The organism is Pseudomonas sp. RC10 (assembly GCF_038397775.1).
In the GTDB taxonomy this organism is placed as follows: domain Bacteria; phylum Pseudomonadota; class Gammaproteobacteria; order Pseudomonadales; family Pseudomonadaceae; genus Aquipseudomonas; species Aquipseudomonas bambusae.
In genome coordinates this window covers 4627051-4643484 of record NZ_CP151650.1, presented here as the reverse complement: position 1 = coordinate 4643484, position 16434 = coordinate 4627051, and the positions used below count along the sequence as shown (strand labels likewise).

The window sequence follows — 16434 nt, the reverse complement described above, 5'->3', positions numbered from 1 at the left end:
CATTCGCGAAAGGGCAGTGCGGCTGGCACATCTCCATCGGCGGGACGATTTATCGCGAATGAATTCGCTCCCACAGAGATCGCGTTCATCCTGCGACCCCGCCGTGTGACTTCGGGATCAGCAAAGGCTTACGGCGCCGCAGGCCCATCCACGGGTAACCCGGAGGAGGTGCTGTATCGGCTCATGATCCGGTCGATCTCGCCGGACATGCGCATCCTCAACAAAATTCGCATCAACCGCTGCGCCGGAATGTCGGTGTCGTTGCGCACGATGCAGCCCACCGGTTGCTCGTCGATCACCGCCACGCCGCGCAGCTTCTGGTCGTCCGGCAGGTTACGGTTGAACCAGTCCAGCGACCATTGATTGCCGACCGCGTAGCGATAGCGATGAATCTGAAGCTTCTGTAGGACCTGGACTTCACTGCGGGCATCGTCGCGGCGCAGGGTGTGGTTGTCGAACGCGGTCTGCAAGGTGGGGTAGGCGTAGCCCAGCACCGTGCCGATGGTTTCATCCTTCAGGGTGTCGGGCATTCGCGGGGTGGCGTTGTCCGGGGTGCTGATCAGCAGGTCGCGCTGAATCAACAGCGGCAAGCTCCAGGTGTAATCCCCGGACAGACTGGGCATCCACGACTGCGCCGCATAACAGCGCACGTCAATGGCGCCGCGCTCCAGCGTGCGTTGCACACGTTGGATAGGCACGACACGGTATTCCGCGCTCAGGTTGGCGTGGGCGGCCATGCTCTGCATGATGTCGAAGATCAACCCGCTGGTGGGTTGATGATCCTCGATCTGCACCAGCGGCATCGCCCACGCATCGGCAATGGAGAACCGCACCGGCGCCTGTTCGGCCACGACTGGCCCACTTGTCAGCAACACAGCGCTCAACGCCAGCAGACGCATAGGGTCTCCTTTAAGAGCAAAACGGTGCTATCGGACAGTGATGGCAGTCTAGCGGCAGATTCCTTATATGCGTGTACTCATATTGGCCGGATGCAATTTTGGCCCCGCTCCGCTAGCATTAGCGGTCTTCCGCATCCCAGTCGCGACGGTTTTCAATGAGTTATCAGGTTCTTGCACGTAAATGGCGTCCGCGCTCGTTCCGCGAAATGGTCGGCCAGACCCATGTGCTCAAGGCCTTGATCAACGCCCTGGACAGCCAACGCCTGCACCACGCCTATCTGTTCACCGGCACGCGGGGCGTCGGCAAGACCACCATCGCGCGGATCATCGCCAAGTGCCTGAACTGCGAAACCGGCATCACGTCTTCGCCCTGTGGCGAATGTTCGGTCTGCCGGGAGATCGACGAGGGCCGTTTCGTCGACCTGATCGAGATCGACGCCGCGAGCCGCACCAAGGTCGAAGACACCCGCGAACTGCTCGACAACGTGCAGTACGCCCCGAGCCGCGGACGCTTCAAGGTCTACCTGATCGACGAAGTGCACATGCTCTCCAGCCACTCGTTCAACGCCTTGCTCAAGACGCTGGAAGAGCCGCCGCCCTACGTCAAATTCATCCTCGCGACCACTGACCCGCAGAAACTGCCCGCGACCATCCTGTCGCGTTGCCTGCAGTTCTCGCTGAAAAACATGACGCCCGAGCGCGTGGTCGAGCACCTGACCCACGTGCTCGGCGCTGAAAACATTCCGTTCGAAGACGACGCGCTGTGGCTGCTGGGCCGCGCCGCCGACGGCTCGATGCGCGACGCCATGAGCCTCACGGATCAGGCCATCGCGTTCGGTGAAGGCAAGGTGCTTGCCACCGACGTTCGGGCGATGCTCGGCACGCTGGATCATGGCCAGGTCTATGACGTCCTCACGGCGTTGATCGACGGCGATGCGCGCTCGTTGCTCGAAGCCGTGCGCCATCTCGCCGAACAGGGGCCTGACTGGAACGGCGTGCTCTCGGAAATTCTCAATGTGCTGCACCGCGTGGCCATCGCCCAGGCACTGCCTGAAGGCGTGGACAACGGCCATGGCGACCGCGAACGCGTGTTGGCACTGGCTCAGGCGCTGCCTGCCGAAGATGTGCAGTTTTACTACCAGATGGGCCTGATCGGTCGTCGCGACCTGCCTTTGGCACCGGACCCCCGTGGCGGCTTCGAAATGGTGCTGCTGCGCATGCTGGCGTTCCGCCCGGCCGACAGCGACAACGCGCCGAGACAGCCGCTAAAGTCAGTGGGGATCAACCCGGCCACGGTTGATTCCCAGACAGCGGTGGCCGGTGCAGCCCCTGTTGCGTCGGTTCCGGCTTACATCCCGGCGCCCCTTGCGCAAGCCCCTGTCGCGACCCCGCCTCCCGTGGAAACCCCGGCCCCGTTCGCAGACGCTGTCCAGCCGCCCGCACCGGTTGAAGAAGTTGATCTGCCCTGGAACGAGCCCAAGGCTGCGCAGTCGATCAACACCCCCGCGCCGGAGCCCGAGCCGGTGGTAGCCCCCGTTGTCGAAGCCATTCCCGAGCCGGTCCTGGATACCGTGGCCGAACAGCCCGACCTCACGCCGATGCCGACGCCCGCCCCGGCGAGCCCGGTCCCGGATGCACCGGAAGTGGAATCCGAAGCGCAGCTGCAAGCCGCTGCCGAGACCGTCACCCCGGCGATGCTCGAACACGTGCCCGATGCTGTGCCGTATGTTCCTGCGCCCATGGAGCGCGACGACGAGCCGCCACCGGACGACGATTATTACGAACCGGACGTGGACATCGATCCTGCGTCGTTCGCCTATCTCGATGACTTGGCTCACGAAACAGTGGAGGCCGTGGAGAAAGAGCCCGAACTGCTGCCAGCCGCCAAGCCTGCCACAGGCCTGGCCGCGGACTGGCTCGACCTGTTCCCGAAACTGCCGATTTCCGGCATGACCGGCAGCATCGCCGCCAACTGCACGCTCATTTCAGTGGACGGCGACAACTGGCTGTTGCACCTGGACCCGGCACACAGTGCGCTGTTCAACCCGACGCAACAGCGTCGTTTGAACGACGCGCTGAACCAATACCACGAACGCGCCCTCAATCTGACCATCGAGCTGATCAAGCCCGAACAGGAAACCCCGGCCCAGGCAGCGGCGCGTCGGCGTGCCGATCGTCAGCGCCAGGCGGAGGCGTCGATTCAAAGCGATCCGTTCATCCAGCAGATGATGCAGCAGTTTGGCGCGATCATCCGGGAAGATACGATTGCCCCCGTGGATGCACCGACGACCCCTTAATGACCGCGAGGCGCTAAGCTTTAACAGCGCCGCGCAACGACCCATCGACTTTCGAGGAGAACAACCATGATGAAAGGTGGCATGGCAGGCCTGATGAAGCAGGCCCAGCAAATGCAGGAAAAAATGGCCAAGATGCAGGAAGAACTGGCCAATGCCGAAGTGACCGGCCAATCGGGCGCAGGCCTGGTGAGTGTGGTCATGACCGGTCGTCACGACGTCAAGCGCGTGAGCCTGGACGACAGCTTGATGCAGGAGGACAAAGACGTCCTCGAAGACCTGATCGCCGCCGCCGTCAACGACGCCGTGCGCAAGATCGAAGCCGCGAGCCAGGAAAAAACCGCCAGCATGACCGCCGGTATGCAACTGCCGCCGGGCATGAAACTGCCGTTCTGATCGAACGGTCGTTGCGTCACCCCAAATGCCAGGCCTCGTGCCTGGCATTTTTGTGTCCGGGGTAGGGCACATGACCTGTAGGAGCGCGCTTGCCCGCGATGACGGTGTCTCTGTAACGGATGCATTGCCTGACACACTGCAATCGCGGGCAAGCGCGCTCCTACAGGATCGGTATCCACAAGTTATGACGAATGCCATATTGCCCATCACCTCAACCGAACGCCGCCCGACAGCCACGGTCTGCTTTTTATAGCCATTCAAGGAGCCGCTCCCGATGTCGCAAGAACTGATCCTCAACCAGCGTATCGTCCTCGCCTCACGCCCCGAAGGCTCGCCGACCCCGGAAAACTTCCGACTTGAACGCGAGGCGTTGCCCGACCTGCAAGACGGTCAGGTTCAACTGCGCACGCTGTACCTGTCCCTCGACCCTTACATGCGCGGTCGCATGAGCGATGCGCCGTCCTACGCGCCACCGGTGGAAATCGACGGGGTGATGGAAGGCGGCGCAGTCAGCGTGGTCGAGCAATCGCGCAACCCTGCATTCAACGAGGGTGATCTGGTCGTGGGGCAGACCGGCTGGCAGACCCACAGCATCTCTGACGGCAAAAACCTCATGGCCATGCCCAAAGACCTGCCCAGCCCGTCGATGGCGGTCGGGGTGCTCGGCATGCCGGGGATCACCGGCTACATGGGGTTGATGCACATCGGCCAACCCAAAGCCGGTGAAACCCTGGTGGTGGCGGCGGCGTCCGGCGCGGTGGGTTCGGTGGTGGGCCAGGTCGCCAAGCTCCACGGCCTGCGCGTCGTGGGCATTGCCGGGGGCATCGACAAGTGCCGTTATGTCATGGATGAGCTGGGCTTCGACGCCTGTATCGATCACAAGAGCCCACACTTCGCCGAACAGCTCAGCGAGGCTTGCCCCAGCGGCATCGACATTTATTTCGAGCTGGTCGGCGGCAAGATTTTCGAAGCGGTGATCCCGTTACTGAACCAACATGCCCGCATTCCGCTGTGCGGCGTCATTGCGCAATACAACGCCCAACGTCTGCCGGAGGGCCCGAATTACTTGCCGTTGCTGATGCGAACCCTGCTGACCAAACGCGCGCGGATTCAGGGCTTCATCGTCTACGAAGAGTATTACCACCGCCTGGACGAATTCATGCGCGACATGGTGCCGTTGGTGAAGGACGGCAAGGTCAAGTTCCGCGAGGACGTGGTCGAAGGCCTGGAACATGCGCCGGATGCCTTCATCGGCATGCTGGAGGGCAAGAACTTCGGCAAGCTGGTGGTGAAGGTGTCCTAAGCGCCATTTGACGCTTGTCAGAGGCGCGGGTATAAACCGCGTCTCGTGTTTTTGTGAGACTTTTCTTCAATGAGCTTCAGCCCCCTGATTCGCCAGTTGATCGACTCCCTGCGCATCCTGCCCGGCGTCGGTCAGAAAACCGCCCAGCGCATGGCGTTGCAGCTGCTGGAGCGTGATCGCAGCGGTGGCTCGCGTCTGGCTCAGGCATTGAGTCAGGCCATGGAAGGTGTCGGTCACTGCAAGCAATGCCGGACGCTTACTGAAGACGAACTTTGCCCGCAATGCTCGGACAACCGCCGCGACGACACGCTGCTGTGCGTAGTGGAAGGACCGATGGACGTGTATGCGGTGGAGCAGACCGGTTATCGCGGTCGCTACTTCGTGCTGAAGGGGCACCTGTCGCCGCTGGACGGGCTCGGGCCTGAAGCCATTGGCATCCCGCAACTGATGACGCGGATCGAAGAGCAGGGCACCTTCGCGGAAGTGATCCTCGCCACCAACCCCACCGTGGAAGGCGAGGCGACGGCCCATTACATCGCGCAACTGCTGACCGACAAAGGCCTCATCACCTCCCGCATCGCCCACGGCGTGCCGTTGGGCGGCGAGCTTGAGTTAGTAGACGGCGGGACCCTGGCGCACTCGTTTGCAGGGCGTAAACCCATAAAGCTTTGAGCTTCAAGCGGCAAGTGGCGAGCTGATCCGGTTGTCCGGTCCTTCTCGGTCAGCTTGCAGCTTGCAGCTCGAAACTTGCAGCTTAAGACTTGCAGCTCGAAACTTGCCGCTCAGAATTGCGTGAGGCAGAACGTCGGGATTTCCATGTCTTCCAACCGCTGCGACCCACCCAGTTCCGGGAGGTCGATGATGGCGGCGGCTTCGTGGACCTTGGCGCCCATGCGGCGGATCAAGTTCGCGGCGGCGACCAGCGTGCCGCCGGTGGCGATCAGGTCATCGAACATCACCACCGAATCGCCGTCGCACAGGCTGTCTGCGTGGACTTCCAGAAACGCCTCGCCGTACTCGGTCTGATACCCCTCGGCCAGCACGTCCGCAGGCAGCTTGCCTTGTTTGCGAAACAGCACCAGCGGCTTGTTCAGTTCGTACGCGATGATCGAGCCGATGAGAAAACCCCGCGCATCCATCGCGCCGACGTGGGTGAATTCCGATTCAATGTAACGCTGGACGAAGCTGTCGATCACCAGGCGCAAGGCCTTGGGCGACTGAAACAACGGGGTGATGTCACGGAAGATGACGCCGGGCTTGGGGAAGTCCACGACCGGGCGGATGAGGGATTTGAAGCTGAATTCGTCGAAAATCATCGAAAGGTCCTGGGCAGGAAGACGCGCACAAAGAGCGTAGTCTAAGCCTGCCCGAACCTGACGGCCATCAGCTTTCCAGCGAACCTCCGGCCAGGGCGCACAGCTGGATCGGGTCCAGAATGTGAATTTCCTTGCCCTCGGCGGAGATCAGTTGGTTCTGCTGAAAGCGCGTAAACACCCGCGAAACGGTTTCCACGGCGAGCCCCAGGTAATTGCCGATCTCGTTACGCGACATGCTGAGGCGGAACTGATTGGCCGAGAATCCTCTGGCGCGGAAACGGGCGGAGAGGTTTACCAGAAACGTGGCAATGCGCTCATCGGCGGTCTTTTTCGACAGCAACAGCATCATTTGCTGATCATCACGAATCTCGCGGCTCATGACCCGCATCAACTGACGTCGCAGTTGCGGCAACTGCACAGACAGCTCGTCCAGACGCTCGAACGGGATCTCGCAGACCGACGTGGTTTCCATCGCTTGGGCCGAGACCGGGTAGGCCTCAGCGTCCATGCCCGACAGCCCGACCAGCTCGCTGGGCAGGTGGAAACCGGTGAGCTGTTCTTCGCCGCTGTCACTGAGGCTGAAGGTTTTCAGTGCGCCGGAACGCACGGCGTACACCGAGTCGAACCCGTCGCCCTGACGGAACAGAAACTCGCCTTTCTTCAGTGGACGGCCACGTTTGACGATGTCGTCGAGTGCGTCCATGTCTTCCATGTTCAATGAAAGCGGGAGGCACAGCGGGGCCAGGCTGCAATCCTTGCAGTGAGCCTGGGTATGAGCGCGCATTTTGACTGGCTCAGACATTGGGAAATTCCTTGTGAGAAGACACTTATCAGTCATAAGGGTAGCCCAGGGCTCAACCTTGCGACCAGCACGCGCCCTCCGTGGCGTGAAAATGATTCCTGCCGGCTTTGCGGAAATTTCCTAGATCACTCTGGAAAAACGCTGACGGTTTTGTAAGTCGAGGTAGGCGTCGAACACCATGCACACCGAACGCACCAAGAGACGTCCGGCGGGTGTGATCCGGATGCCGTTGGCGTCCAGATGAATCAGGCCGTCTTTGGCCATGGCCAGCAGTTTTGGCCAAACTTCGTTGAAGTAGCCGCGAAAATCGATGTCGAAGCGTTTTTCGATTGCGGCAAAGTCCAGCGTGAAATGGCAGATCAATTGCGCGATGACGGCGCGGCGAATGTGATCGTCCTCGTTGCACAGCAGCCCGCGTTTGGTCGCGAGTTGATCGCTGGCGAGGGCCATTTGGTATTCGGCCAGATCACTGCTGTTTTGCGCATAAAGATCGCCAATCTGACTGATGGCCGACACGCCGAGGCCGATCAGGTCGCAATGTCCGTGGGTGGTGTAGCCCTGAAAATTGCGTTGCAGCGTGCCTTCTTCCTGCGCGATCGCCAGGTCGTCGTCGGGGAGGGCGAAATGATCCATGCCGATGTAGCGATAACCGGCGCGAGTCAACTGTTCGATGGTGCGTTGAAGCATCTGCAATTTGTGTTCGGCACTGGGCAATTGGGCCGTGTCGATGCGCCGCTGCGGCATGAAACGCTCCGGCAGGTGGGCGTAATTGAACACCGACAGGCGGTCAGGTTGCAGGGCAATGACCTCGTCCACGGTGCGGGCGAAGCCGTCCGGGGTCTGCAACGGCAGGCCGTAGATCAGGTCGATGTTCACCGAGCGGAATTGCAGGGTGCGGGCCGCTTCGACGATGGCGCGGGTTTCATCGAGGCTTTGCAGGCGGTTGATGGCGCGTTGCACGAGCGGGTCGAGGTCCTGAACGCCGAGGCTGACACGGTTGAAACCCAGCTCACGGAGCAGGCCCATGGTCGACCAATCGGCTTCGCGGGGGTCGATCTCGATGCCGTAATCGCCGGAATGTTCATCCAGCAGGGTGAAGTGTTTGCGCAGGTGCGCCATCAGCTGACGCAGCTCGACGTGGCTGAGGAAGGTCGGGGTGCCACCGCCGAAGTGCAGTTGCTCCACCACCTGACGCTCGTCGACATGGCAGGCGATCATCTGGATTTCCTGCTCCAGACGCTGCAAATACGCGTGCGCCCTGCCTCGGTCCTTGGTGATGACCTTGTTGCAGGCGCAGTAGTAGCAAATGTTGGCGCAGAACGGGATGTGCACGTACAGCGACAACGGGCGCATCGCCTTGCGGCTGTCGCGCAACGCATGCAGCAGATCGAACGCGCCAACCTGATTATGAAACTGCACGGCCGTGGGGTAGGACGTGTAACGCGGTCCTGTCAGATCGTGGCGGTGGATGAGGTCTGAGTCCCAACGAAGGTCGTCGAGCATGCGGGTAGTCCCGAGGAGGCTGGCGTTAAAGGCAGTTTAAGGACTGTAGGACGGGGGTTTATTGATCTGGGTCAATGGCGCTCGTATGCGAAAGCGAAGGATGGCGTTGTTTCTGTGGGAGCCGCCGGAGGAACGACGGCAGCGAAGCGGTGTATCAGGCGGCACAGGGGTGATTGAGCCGCCGCCATCGCTGCCGTCGTTCCTCCGGCGTCTCCCACCGATTCGGGCCTCTTCGGTATGTGAGGGCGATACCTAGTGCCCCATCAACCAATGCTGATGCGGCCCCGGCAGGGTCCACAGTCCGAACAGCATCACCAGCAATCCGCCCGCGATCCGGATGCCGCGTTTACGCAGCAGTGTCGTCGTGCGTTCGGCCGCCAGTCCCGTTGCCAGCAACACCGGCCAGGTGCCGAGCCCGAAGGCCAGCATCAACAACGCGCTGTAAACGGCATTGCCCTGACTGGCCGACCACAGCAGCGTGCTGTAGACCAACCCGCAGGGCAACCAGCCCCACAGTGCGCCGAGCAGCAACGCTCTTGGCAGACTCGACACCGGCAACATCCGACTGGCCAGTGGCTGAATGTAACGCCACAGCCAGCGCCCCAGCCCTTCAATGCGCGTCAGGCCGCTCCACCACCCCGCCAGGTACAACCCCATGCAGATCAGCAACAGCGCCGCGATTACCCGCAGCACCATGGCCCCCGGACTGTTGGCCACCGCCCAGCCCGCCAATCCAATCAGCAGACCGGCGCAGGCGTAGCTGAAAATGCGCCCCAGGTTGTAGGCCAGCAGCAGGCGGAAACGTCGGCTGCGCTGCTCTTTGGGGATGGCCAACGTCAACGCCCCCATCAGCCCGCCGCACATGCCCAGGCAGTGACCGCCGCCGAGCAGTCCGAGGATCAGGGCCGAGAGGAGTTGGGGAAGGAGGTCAGGCATGGGCGGCATCTGATGTTTTTAGGGTGAGTGCACAGACGCTATCGCGAGCAAGCTCACTCCTACAGAGTTGTGCGACATCCTGTAGGAGTGAGCTTGCTCGCGATAGCGACGTTGAATGCACCTCGGGCTCTGAACTGTTCACCCGATCTTCTTCTCACTCGGGACCGCTTTACCCGACGCCTCATCCACCCCGGCCTTGTGGCTCGGGTCCTGATCGTCAAACAAAATGCTGTGCGCCGGGCCGTCCAGGTCGTCGTACTGGCCGCTGTCCACCGCCCAGAAAAACACGTAGATCGCCACCGCGACGATCAGCAGGGCCACCGGAATCATGATGTAGAGCGCGGGCATCGGACCTCCGGAATTCGCTACACAGGCAACGGGCGTTGACGGCCCGTCAGGGAGGGCGCGGCATCGCTGGCCTTCATCCGCGTCAGACGCAGCGCGTTCAGCACGACAATCAACGAACTGACTGACATGCCCGCCGCCGCCCACAACGGGGTGATCCAGCCGAGCGCCGCGAAGGGCAGCATGACGCCATTGTACACAGCGGCCCAGATCAGATTTTCAAGGATGATGCGCCGGGTGCGCCGTGCGAGATCGAACGCTTGCACCAACGCCTGCAAACGGTTGGACAGCAACACTGCGTCGGCGCTGGTTTTCGCCAGGTCGGTGGCCGAACCCATCGCCACGCTGATGTTCGCGGCCGCCAGCACTGGCACGTCGTTGACCCCGTCACCCAGCATCAATACGGTTCGGCCCTCGGTCCTGAGTTGATGAAGCATGCGCAGCTTGTCATCCGGGCGCAGGCTGCCATGGGCCTCGTCGATGTTCAGTTGAGCCGCGACACTCGCGACCATTGGTGAGCTGTCACCCGAGAGCAGCAGCGTTTTCCATCCGCGCTGTTTGCACGCGTTGATCAATGACGCCGCGTCATCGCGCAGACGGTCGTCGAGCACCAGCCACGCCAACGCCTGCTGCTCATCGCCCAAGAGCAGCCACTGGCCGGGTTCATCGGGCATCCTGGGCACTGCGTTACCGTTCAGCTCGCAGACGAAGCCCGGTTCGCCGATTCGCAAGCGGCGGCCTTCCACCCTGCCTTCCAAACCCAGACCAGGCGTATTGATCACCTGTTCGGCGGCCATCGGCGCCATGCCAAACGCACGGGCGATAGGGTGTTCGGAGTGGCCTTCCAACGCTGCCGCCAGGCACAAGCAATCGTCGCTGCTCAGCGTCCCCAGTGGGTGAATCGCCCGCAAGGTCAGGCGTCCTTCGGTGAGGGTGCCGGTTTTGTCGAAGATCACGGTGTCGATACGATTCAGCCCTTCGAGCACATGGCCTCGGGTCAGCAGCAGGCCCAGGCTGTGCAGTGTGCCGGTGGCGGTGGTCAGCGCAGTGGGCGTTGCCAGCGACAACGCGCAAGGGCAGGTCGCGACCAACATCGCCAGCACGATCCAGAACGCCCGTTGTGGGTCCAGCTGCCACCAGAGCAGGCCGATGCCTGCGGCGAGCACCAGCGAAATCAACAGAAACCATTGCGCGGCGCGGTCGGCGATCTGCGCCGTTCGGGGCTTTTCCGATTGCGCTCGATCCAGAAGGCGAACGATGGCCGACAGCCGCGTGTCATGGCCCAGCGCGAGGACTTCAACGGTCAGCGGGCTCTCGACGTTCAGCGTCCCTGCGGTGACAGCATCGCCTGTCTGTCGCGACTGAGGCAGGTATTCCCCGGTGAGCACGGATTCATCGATGCTCGATTGCCCGTCCACGATGCGCCCGTCCGCTGGCAGCACGGCGCCAGGGTGCACCAAAACACGGTCGTTAAGCCGCAATTCGCTGAGCAAAACACGCTCGCTCTGGCCATCTTTATCGAGACGCAGACAGGAGGTGGGCAGCAGATTGACCAGTTGCGCGGTCGCGGCGGCCGTGCGTTCCCGGGCCCGGCGCTCCAGGTAGCGCCCTGCGAGCAAGAACAACGCGAACATCCCCACCGCGTCGAAGTACAGCTCGCCGACCCCGGTGATCGCCGTCCAGATCCCGGCGACGTAGGCCATGCCAATCGCCAGCGACACAGAGACGTCCATGGTCAGATGACGCGTACGCAGGTCGCGCAGGGCCCCTTTGAAGAACGGCACGCAGCTGTAAAAAACGATGGGCGTCGTCAGAAACATCGCCACCCAACGCAGGATGGTGTGCATCTCGGGGCTGAGGTCGATGTTGAATTCCGGCCAGGTGGCCATGGTCGCCATCATCGCCTGAAACCACAGCAGGCCCGCGACGCCCAGCTGGCGCAGGCTGCGACGGTTCTCTTGTGCAAGCCGCTCGGTGGCTTGATCCGCCTGATAGGGGTGAGCGGCGTAACCGATGCTGCGCACTTCGTTCATGACCTGACTCAATGGCAAGTCGCTGTCGTTCCAGCGCAGGTGCAGACGATGGTTGGACAGGTTCAGCCGCGCCTCGACCATGGCGGGGAGGGCGCGCAAATGACGCTCGATCAACCAGCCGCACGCGGCACAACTGATGCCTTCGATCAGCAGCGTGGTCTCGGCCACATCTTCGGCGTGATGCACGAACGGCGCCTGCACGTCGGGACGGTCGTAGAGCGCCTGCTCGTCCGCCCATTGCGTGGGCAACGTCTGAGGGTTGGTCGAGGCTTCGCTGCGATGGCTGTAGTAACTTTCCAGCCCGCCCTCGACGATGGCCTGCGCCACGGCCTGGCAACCAGGGCAACAGAATGCCCGGGTTTCACCGAGCACGACCGCATTGAAACGGCCGCCACGGGGGACGGGAAGGGCGCAGTGGTAGCAGGGAATGGGCGCGTTCACGTCATCACTTCTTCGGCGCTTCGGCACCCTGAATCGGCTCGTCGCCCAGAATCAGGTCCTTGTCGCGGGTGATGGCTTCTTCTTCGAACAGGCGCCAGGTCTGGCTGTTTTCCACCCCTAGCAGCTCAACGAAACGCCGCCCTTCCACCCGGTCGCTGAGCTGTCCGACGTAACGACCTGGCTCGGCCGCGACCCGTGCCAGCACGATCTTGCGGTCTTTTTCCGGTTGGGTCGGGGAGATCAGATTGAGCACCAGCGTTTCCGGCTGGCTGTTGCCGGTCAGGCGCAGGCTCGTCTCGCCAGTCACGTCATCGAGACTCACGGTGGCGCGCAGCTTCAGGTTTTGCGCGAACAGCTCGCGGTCCAGCGAGCGGTTGATGCCTTTGCCCGCTTCGTAATAATTGTCGCTGACGAGGTTGTCCGGATGGGTCACGGCAATCGTCACCATCGAGAGTGTGAGGGTGACCGAGCACGCCAGAATGCCGATGAGAATCCATGGCCAAAGGTGCTTGTACCACGGGCTTGAAGCGGTTGCTGCGGTCATGTCTGACGTCTCTCAACGAACGTGTGGGCCGATGAACCGGCTCTTGGCCTGAACTTCGGTGCCGCTGTTTTCAATGTCTTTCAGAATGAACGTGATGTCGTTGGTGCTCGACGGCAGGCGTTCGGGCGCCACCGACAGCTCCACCGGCTGGGTGTAGATGTCTCCCGCTGGCACCTTGATCTCGCGACGGCCTTGCAGCTTGAGGTCCGGCAGACCCGTGGCGTCCAGCACGTAGGTGTGATCGACCTGATCCTTGTTCATCACTTTGAGGCTGTAGACGTTCTCGATCCGGCCTTCGGCGTTCTCGCGGTACAGCACGCGATCCTTGCTGACGTCGAAGCCCACCAGCGAGCGCATGAAAAACGCGCCGGTCAGCACGCCGATCATCACCAGCAGCACGACTGCGTAGCCGATCAGACGCGGTCGCAGTTTATGCGTGACCTGCCCGGAGAGGTTGTGTTCGGTGGTGTAGCTGATGAGGCCGCGAGGGTAGCTCATCTTGTCCATGATCGTGTCGCAGGCGTCGATGCACGCCGCGCAGCCGATGCACTCGATCTGCAAACCGTCGCGGATGTCGATGCCGGTGGGGCAGACCTGAACGCACATCGTGCAGTCGATGCAGTCGCCCAGTCCCTGCGCCTTGTAGTCCACGTCCTTTTTACGCGGGCCACGTTTCTCGCCGCGACGTGGGTCGTAGGAGACGATCAGGGTGTCTTTGTCGAACATCACGCTTTGAAAACGCGCGTAGGGGCACATGTAAATGCACACCTGTTCCCGCAGCCAACCCGCGTTGCCGTAGGTGGCGAGGGTGAAAAAGCAGACCCAGAAATACGACCAGCCGTCGGCCTGCCCGGTGAAAAACTCAACGGCCAGTTCGCGAATAGGGGTGAAGTAGCCGACGAAGGTCAGGCCGGTGACCAGGCCTATCAATAACCACAGACCGTGCTTGGCGAACTTGCGACTGAACTTGCTGGCGCTCATTGGGGCCTTGTCCAGCTTCATACGCTGATTGCGGTCGCCCTCGGTGACCTTTTCGCACCACATGAAAATCCACGTCCAGACGCTTTGCGGGCAGGTGTAGCCGCACCAGACGCGTCCGGCGAACACTGTAATAAAGAAGAGCCCAAAGGCGCTGACGATCAGAATGCCGGAGAGCAGGATGAAATCCTGTGGCCAGAAGGTCGCGCCGAAGATGTAGAACTTGCGCTCCGGCAGGTTCCACCACACCGCCTGATGACCGCCCCAGTTGAGCCAGACCGTGCCGAAATACAACAGAAACAGCACAACGCCCCCGCCAATCCGCAGGTTGCGAAACACGCCGGTGAACGCCCGGGTGTAGATCTTCTCCCGGGAGGCGTAAAGGTCAACGTCCTCGCTCTTTGAGGGCGGCGTGACGTTGTGGACCGGAATCTGATTGCTCATTGGCATGTGCTCATCAAAGCGTCCCACGGCGGGGAAATTGCCCCGGCCAGTGCGTGCCGGTCGGGGTCGTTGGTGGTGTTCAAGCGGTGCCTCTTTCCCGGTGATTTTAGTCGACGGGGCCACCTGCACGGTCTGTTTTGCCCGAAGGTGGTGGGCGCATGGGTTGATGGTTACTGGTCAGCCCTCTATACCGTAGGGGGCAGGTGTTTCATTCAGCTGACTGACCCACGGATTGATCACCCTCACGCCGCTGCCTGAAAAATCAGCGGTGTTTCGGGTCACCACTGTCATACCGTGAACCAATGCCGTGGCAGCGATCATGGCATCGTACTCACTGCGCGGATCTGGAACGTGCAACCGGGCGCATTTCAGGGCCACCGCGGCGTCAACGGGCAAGATTCGTCCCGAAAATGCAGGCAGTACGTGATGATCAAGCCAGGTCCTCAGCAGTGCCGATTGCGTTGAATCATGTCGTTCCAGTCTTAGAATGCCTGTCTCCAGTTCAAGCACGGTAATTGAAGAGAGATAGAGGCTTGCGGCGGGCGTTCGGTCCGCCCACCTGCGCACGCTCGGCGCCGCCTTGTGATTTTTCCTGAGTTCGGACACCACGTTGGTGTCGAGCAGATACATCAGGAAAGGTCCACGTCTCGGGGCGTGATAACGGCACGTTTCGGATGGAAATCGATGTCTTCGATGCCGGGCATTGCGAGCAAATCGACGATGCTGACCGATCCGCCAGTAAGCTTTTGATAATCCTCAATCGTCAGCAGTACGTGCGCTGGCCGACCGCGATCGGTGATGAAAACCGGCCCTTCTTTAGTCGCCTTTTTTGCGCCACTGGTGTCTTGATTGAATTCGCGGCTGGAAATCGTAGTGATCATGGGGGCACCTGCTTTATATCTGATGTAGTTACGTTGCTACGCTAAGTGATTTCGCATCCTAAGCCACTTGTGTGCCTCACTCAATCGTCAATATGTAACCAGGAAGGACCCCGCCAGCCCACAGTGCGGGCCTATCTTTCCCATTCCTCACTCCCGCGAATCCGCTGCCTTCTCCCCATGAGAAAGGCTATACACATACGCCGCCAGCAAATGCACCTTGTCGTTCCCTTGCAGCAATTCCTGCGCAGGCATCTGCCCTTGACGCCCGTACCGAATCGTCTGTTGCAACTGCGCGAAGCTCGATCCGTAGATGAACGCGCCAGGGTGGGTCAGGTCGGGGGCGCCCATGGCGGCGGTGCCTTTGCCTTCGGGGCCGTGGCAGGCGACGCAGTTGGCGGCGAAGATTTTTTGCCCGGCGACCGGGTCGGCCTTGGCGTCGTCGGGCAGCTTGCGGCCGTCCAGTCGGGTCAGCACGAACGCCGAGACATCCCGCACGCCCTGGTCGCCGACGACTTCACCCCACGCCGGCATCACCGCGTGGCGACCGCCCATGATGGTGGTCTTGATGGTCTGCGCATCGCCGCCCCAGCGCCAGTCGGCGTCGGTCAGGTTAGGGAAGCCGTAGGCGCCTTTCGCGTCGGAACCGTGGCAGACCGAGCAGTTGGAAGCAAACAGGCGACCGCCCATTTTCAGCGCTTGCGGGTCTTTGGCGACGTCTTCGATGGGCATCGCGGCGAACTTGGCAAAGATCGGCCCGAAACGCGCGTCCGAACGGGCCATTTCCTTCTCCCATTCGTGTACACCGGTCCAGCCGGTCTTGCCGTCCGAGAAAGCGATCTGCTTGTCGTTGTCGGCGTAGTTGTAGCCCGGCAGCAGGCCGGTCCAGTTGCCAAGGCCGGGGTACAACGCCAGATAGCCCAGCGCAAAGATGATGGTGCCGACAAAGAGCATGAACCACCACTTGGGCAGCGGGTTGTCGTACTCCTCGATGCCGTCGAACGAGTGGCCGACGGTCTCGTCGGTGGTGTCGGCGCGCTGGCCCCTGCGGGTCGCCAGCAGCAGCCAGGTCAGGCAAAAAATCGTGCCCAGCGTCAGGACCGTGACGTAGAGGCTCCAAAACGTAGTCATTCTGTGTGGCTCCTGGAGGCTTTCGCTTTTTTCAGTTGCGCGATGGCCTCGGGGTCATCGGCAAAGGGCAGCAGGGTCGCGTCGTCGAATTCGGCCTTGCGGCGGGGGCTGAACACCCACAGCGCGAGACCGATGAAGGCCACCATCACCACGACGGTGCCCAGACCTCGAATCATTCCGATATCCATGGC

At 61.6% G+C, this 16434-nt stretch carries 17 protein-coding genes; 4 read left to right on the top strand and 13 right to left on the bottom strand.

Translation table 11 applies throughout. The features are described from left to right. Positions 1–128 precede the first annotated feature (128 nt). Entirely contained in the window at positions 129–899 is a 771-nt protein-coding gene (locus tag AAEO81_RS21205; RefSeq protein ID WP_341958898.1) for a transporter substrate-binding domain-containing protein, read from the bottom strand. 155 nt (positions 900–1054) lie between these two features. On the opposite strand from AAEO81_RS21205, the gene dnaX reads away from it, so the two are divergent. From dnaX to recR, 4 genes are all read left to right on the top strand, one after another. Beyond that, a complete protein-coding gene (gene dnaX / locus AAEO81_RS21200) occupies positions 1055–3196 on the top strand; it encodes a DNA polymerase III subunit gamma/tau (RefSeq protein WP_341958897.1) in 2142 nt (713 codons plus the stop codon). A 66-nt stretch (positions 3197–3262) separates the two neighbouring features. Further along, positions 3263–3589: a YbaB/EbfC family nucleoid-associated protein gene (locus tag AAEO81_RS21195; protein ID WP_341958896.1), complete on the top strand. Its 327-nt coding sequence runs from the start codon at positions 3263–3265 to the stop codon at positions 3587–3589. Positions 3590–3863: 274 nt separating this feature from the next. Continuing rightward, positions 3864–4892 carry an NADP-dependent oxidoreductase gene (locus tag AAEO81_RS21190; protein WP_341958895.1) on the top strand — a complete coding sequence of 343 codons (1029 nt, stop codon included), beginning with the start codon at positions 3864–3866 and terminating at the stop codon, positions 4890–4892. A 69-nt stretch (positions 4893–4961) separates the two neighbouring features. Next, complete coding sequence (gene recR, locus AAEO81_RS21185) at positions 4962–5564, top strand: recombination mediator RecR (RefSeq protein WP_166597857.1); 603 nt, start codon at positions 4962–4964, stop codon at positions 5562–5564. Positions 5565–5674: 110 nt separating this feature from the next. Here recR and AAEO81_RS21180 read toward each other — a convergent pair whose 3' ends face one another. The 12 genes from AAEO81_RS21180 to AAEO81_RS21125 form a co-directional block, all read right to left on the bottom strand. After that, positions 5675–6208 (bottom strand): adenine phosphoribosyltransferase, encoded by a 534-nt coding sequence (locus AAEO81_RS21180; RefSeq protein ID WP_341958894.1) that lies wholly within the window; start codon positions 6206–6208, stop codon positions 5675–5677. Positions 6209–6275: 67 nt separating this feature from the next. Continuing rightward, positions 6276–7010 carry a fumarate/nitrate reduction transcriptional regulator Fnr gene (fnr, locus tag AAEO81_RS21175; protein WP_341958892.1) on the bottom strand — a complete coding sequence of 245 codons (735 nt, stop codon included), beginning with the start codon at positions 7008–7010 and terminating at the stop codon, positions 6276–6278. A 120-nt stretch (positions 7011–7130) separates the two neighbouring features. Continuing rightward, complete coding sequence (gene hemN, locus AAEO81_RS21170) at positions 7131–8513, bottom strand: oxygen-independent coproporphyrinogen III oxidase (protein ID WP_341958891.1); 1383 nt, start codon at positions 8511–8513, stop codon at positions 7131–7133. A 252-nt stretch (positions 8514–8765) separates the two neighbouring features. Beyond that, positions 8766–9449: a sulfite exporter TauE/SafE family protein gene (locus tag AAEO81_RS21165; protein ID WP_166597853.1), complete on the bottom strand. Its 684-nt coding sequence runs from the start codon at positions 9447–9449 to the stop codon at positions 8766–8768. A gap of 138 nt (positions 9450–9587) precedes the next feature. After that, complete coding sequence (ccoS, locus tag AAEO81_RS21160) at positions 9588–9797, bottom strand: cbb3-type cytochrome oxidase assembly protein CcoS (protein ID WP_166597852.1); 210 nt, start codon at positions 9795–9797, stop codon at positions 9588–9590. A gap of 17 nt (positions 9798–9814) precedes the next feature. Next, the gene (locus AAEO81_RS21155) at positions 9815–12268 is read right to left on the bottom strand and encodes a heavy metal translocating P-type ATPase (RefSeq protein ID WP_341958890.1); all 2454 of its coding nucleotides are present in this window, start codon (positions 12266–12268) and stop codon (positions 9815–9817) included. A 4-nt stretch (positions 12269–12272) separates the two neighbouring features. Then, positions 12273–12812: a FixH family protein gene (locus AAEO81_RS21150; protein ID WP_341958889.1), complete on the bottom strand. Its 540-nt coding sequence runs from the start codon at positions 12810–12812 to the stop codon at positions 12273–12275. 12 nt (positions 12813–12824) lie between these two features. Then, entirely contained in the window at positions 12825–14234 is a 1410-nt protein-coding gene (gene ccoG, locus AAEO81_RS21145) for a cytochrome c oxidase accessory protein CcoG (protein ID WP_341958888.1), read from the bottom strand. Positions 14235–14411: 177 nt separating this feature from the next. Then, a complete protein-coding gene (locus AAEO81_RS21140) occupies positions 14412–14864 on the bottom strand; it encodes a type II toxin-antitoxin system VapC family toxin (RefSeq protein ID WP_341958887.1) in 453 nt (150 codons plus the stop codon). Continuing rightward, positions 14864–15115, bottom strand: coding sequence for a type II toxin-antitoxin system Phd/YefM family antitoxin (locus AAEO81_RS21135; protein WP_341958886.1), 252 nt, complete (start codon positions 15113–15115; stop codon positions 14864–14866). Before AAEO81_RS21135 ends, AAEO81_RS21140 begins: the two co-directional genes overlap by 1 nt. 147 nt (positions 15116–15262) lie before the next feature. Further along, positions 15263–16243 (bottom strand): cytochrome-c oxidase, cbb3-type subunit III, encoded by a 981-nt coding sequence (gene ccoP / locus AAEO81_RS21130; RefSeq protein ID WP_341958885.1) that lies wholly within the window; start codon positions 16241–16243, stop codon positions 15263–15265. Continuing rightward, entirely contained in the window at positions 16240–16431 is a 192-nt protein-coding gene (locus tag AAEO81_RS21125) for a cbb3-type cytochrome c oxidase subunit 3 (protein WP_341958884.1), read from the bottom strand. Before AAEO81_RS21125 ends, ccoP begins: the two co-directional genes overlap by 4 nt. Positions 16432–16434: the final 3 nt, after the last annotated feature.

What these genes read in the sequence shown, in the direction of transcription:
- AAEO81_RS21205 (WP_341958898.1), bottom strand. Translation starts at nt 899, where the DNA reads ATGCGTCTGCTGGCGTTGAGCGCTGTGTTGCTGACAAGTGGGCCAGTC.
- dnaX (WP_341958897.1), top strand. Translation starts at nt 1,055, where the DNA reads ATGAGTTATCAGGTTCTTGCACGTAAATGGCGTCCGCGCTCGTTCCGC.
- AAEO81_RS21195 (WP_341958896.1), top strand. Translation starts at nt 3,263, where the DNA reads ATGATGAAAGGTGGCATGGCAGGCCTGATGAAGCAGGCCCAGCAAATG.
- AAEO81_RS21190 (WP_341958895.1), top strand. Translation starts at nt 3,864, where the DNA reads ATGTCGCAAGAACTGATCCTCAACCAGCGTATCGTCCTCGCCTCACGC.
- recR (WP_166597857.1), top strand. Translation starts at nt 4,962, where the DNA reads ATGAGCTTCAGCCCCCTGATTCGCCAGTTGATCGACTCCCTGCGCATC.
- AAEO81_RS21180 (WP_341958894.1), bottom strand. Translation starts at nt 6,208, where the DNA reads ATGATTTTCGACGAATTCAGCTTCAAATCCCTCATCCGCCCGGTCGTG.
- fnr (WP_341958892.1), bottom strand. Translation starts at nt 7,010, where the DNA reads ATGTCTGAGCCAGTCAAAATGCGCGCTCATACCCAGGCTCACTGCAAG.
- hemN (WP_341958891.1), bottom strand. Translation starts at nt 8,513, where the DNA reads ATGCTCGACGACCTTCGTTGGGACTCAGACCTCATCCACCGCCACGAT.
- AAEO81_RS21165 (WP_166597853.1), bottom strand. Translation starts at nt 9,449, where the DNA reads ATGCCTGACCTCCTTCCCCAACTCCTCTCGGCCCTGATCCTCGGACTG.
- ccoS (WP_166597852.1), bottom strand. Translation starts at nt 9,797, where the DNA reads ATGCCCGCGCTCTACATCATGATTCCGGTGGCCCTGCTGATCGTCGCG.
- AAEO81_RS21150 (WP_341958889.1), bottom strand. Translation starts at nt 12,812, where the DNA reads ATGACCGCAGCAACCGCTTCAAGCCCGTGGTACAAGCACCTTTGGCCA.
- ccoG (WP_341958888.1), bottom strand. Translation starts at nt 14,234, where the DNA reads ATGAGCAATCAGATTCCGGTCCACAACGTCACGCCGCCCTCAAAGAGC.
- AAEO81_RS21140 (WP_341958887.1), bottom strand. Translation starts at nt 14,864, where the DNA reads ATGTATCTGCTCGACACCAACGTGGTGTCCGAACTCAGGAAAAATCAC.
- AAEO81_RS21135 (WP_341958886.1), bottom strand. Translation starts at nt 15,115, where the DNA reads ATGATCACTACGATTTCCAGCCGCGAATTCAATCAAGACACCAGTGGC.
- ccoP (WP_341958885.1), bottom strand. Translation starts at nt 16,243, where the DNA reads ATGACTACGTTTTGGAGCCTCTACGTCACGGTCCTGACGCTGGGCACG.
- AAEO81_RS21125 (WP_341958884.1), bottom strand. Translation starts at nt 16,431, where the DNA reads ATGGATATCGGAATGATTCGAGGTCTGGGCACCGTCGTGGTGATGGTG.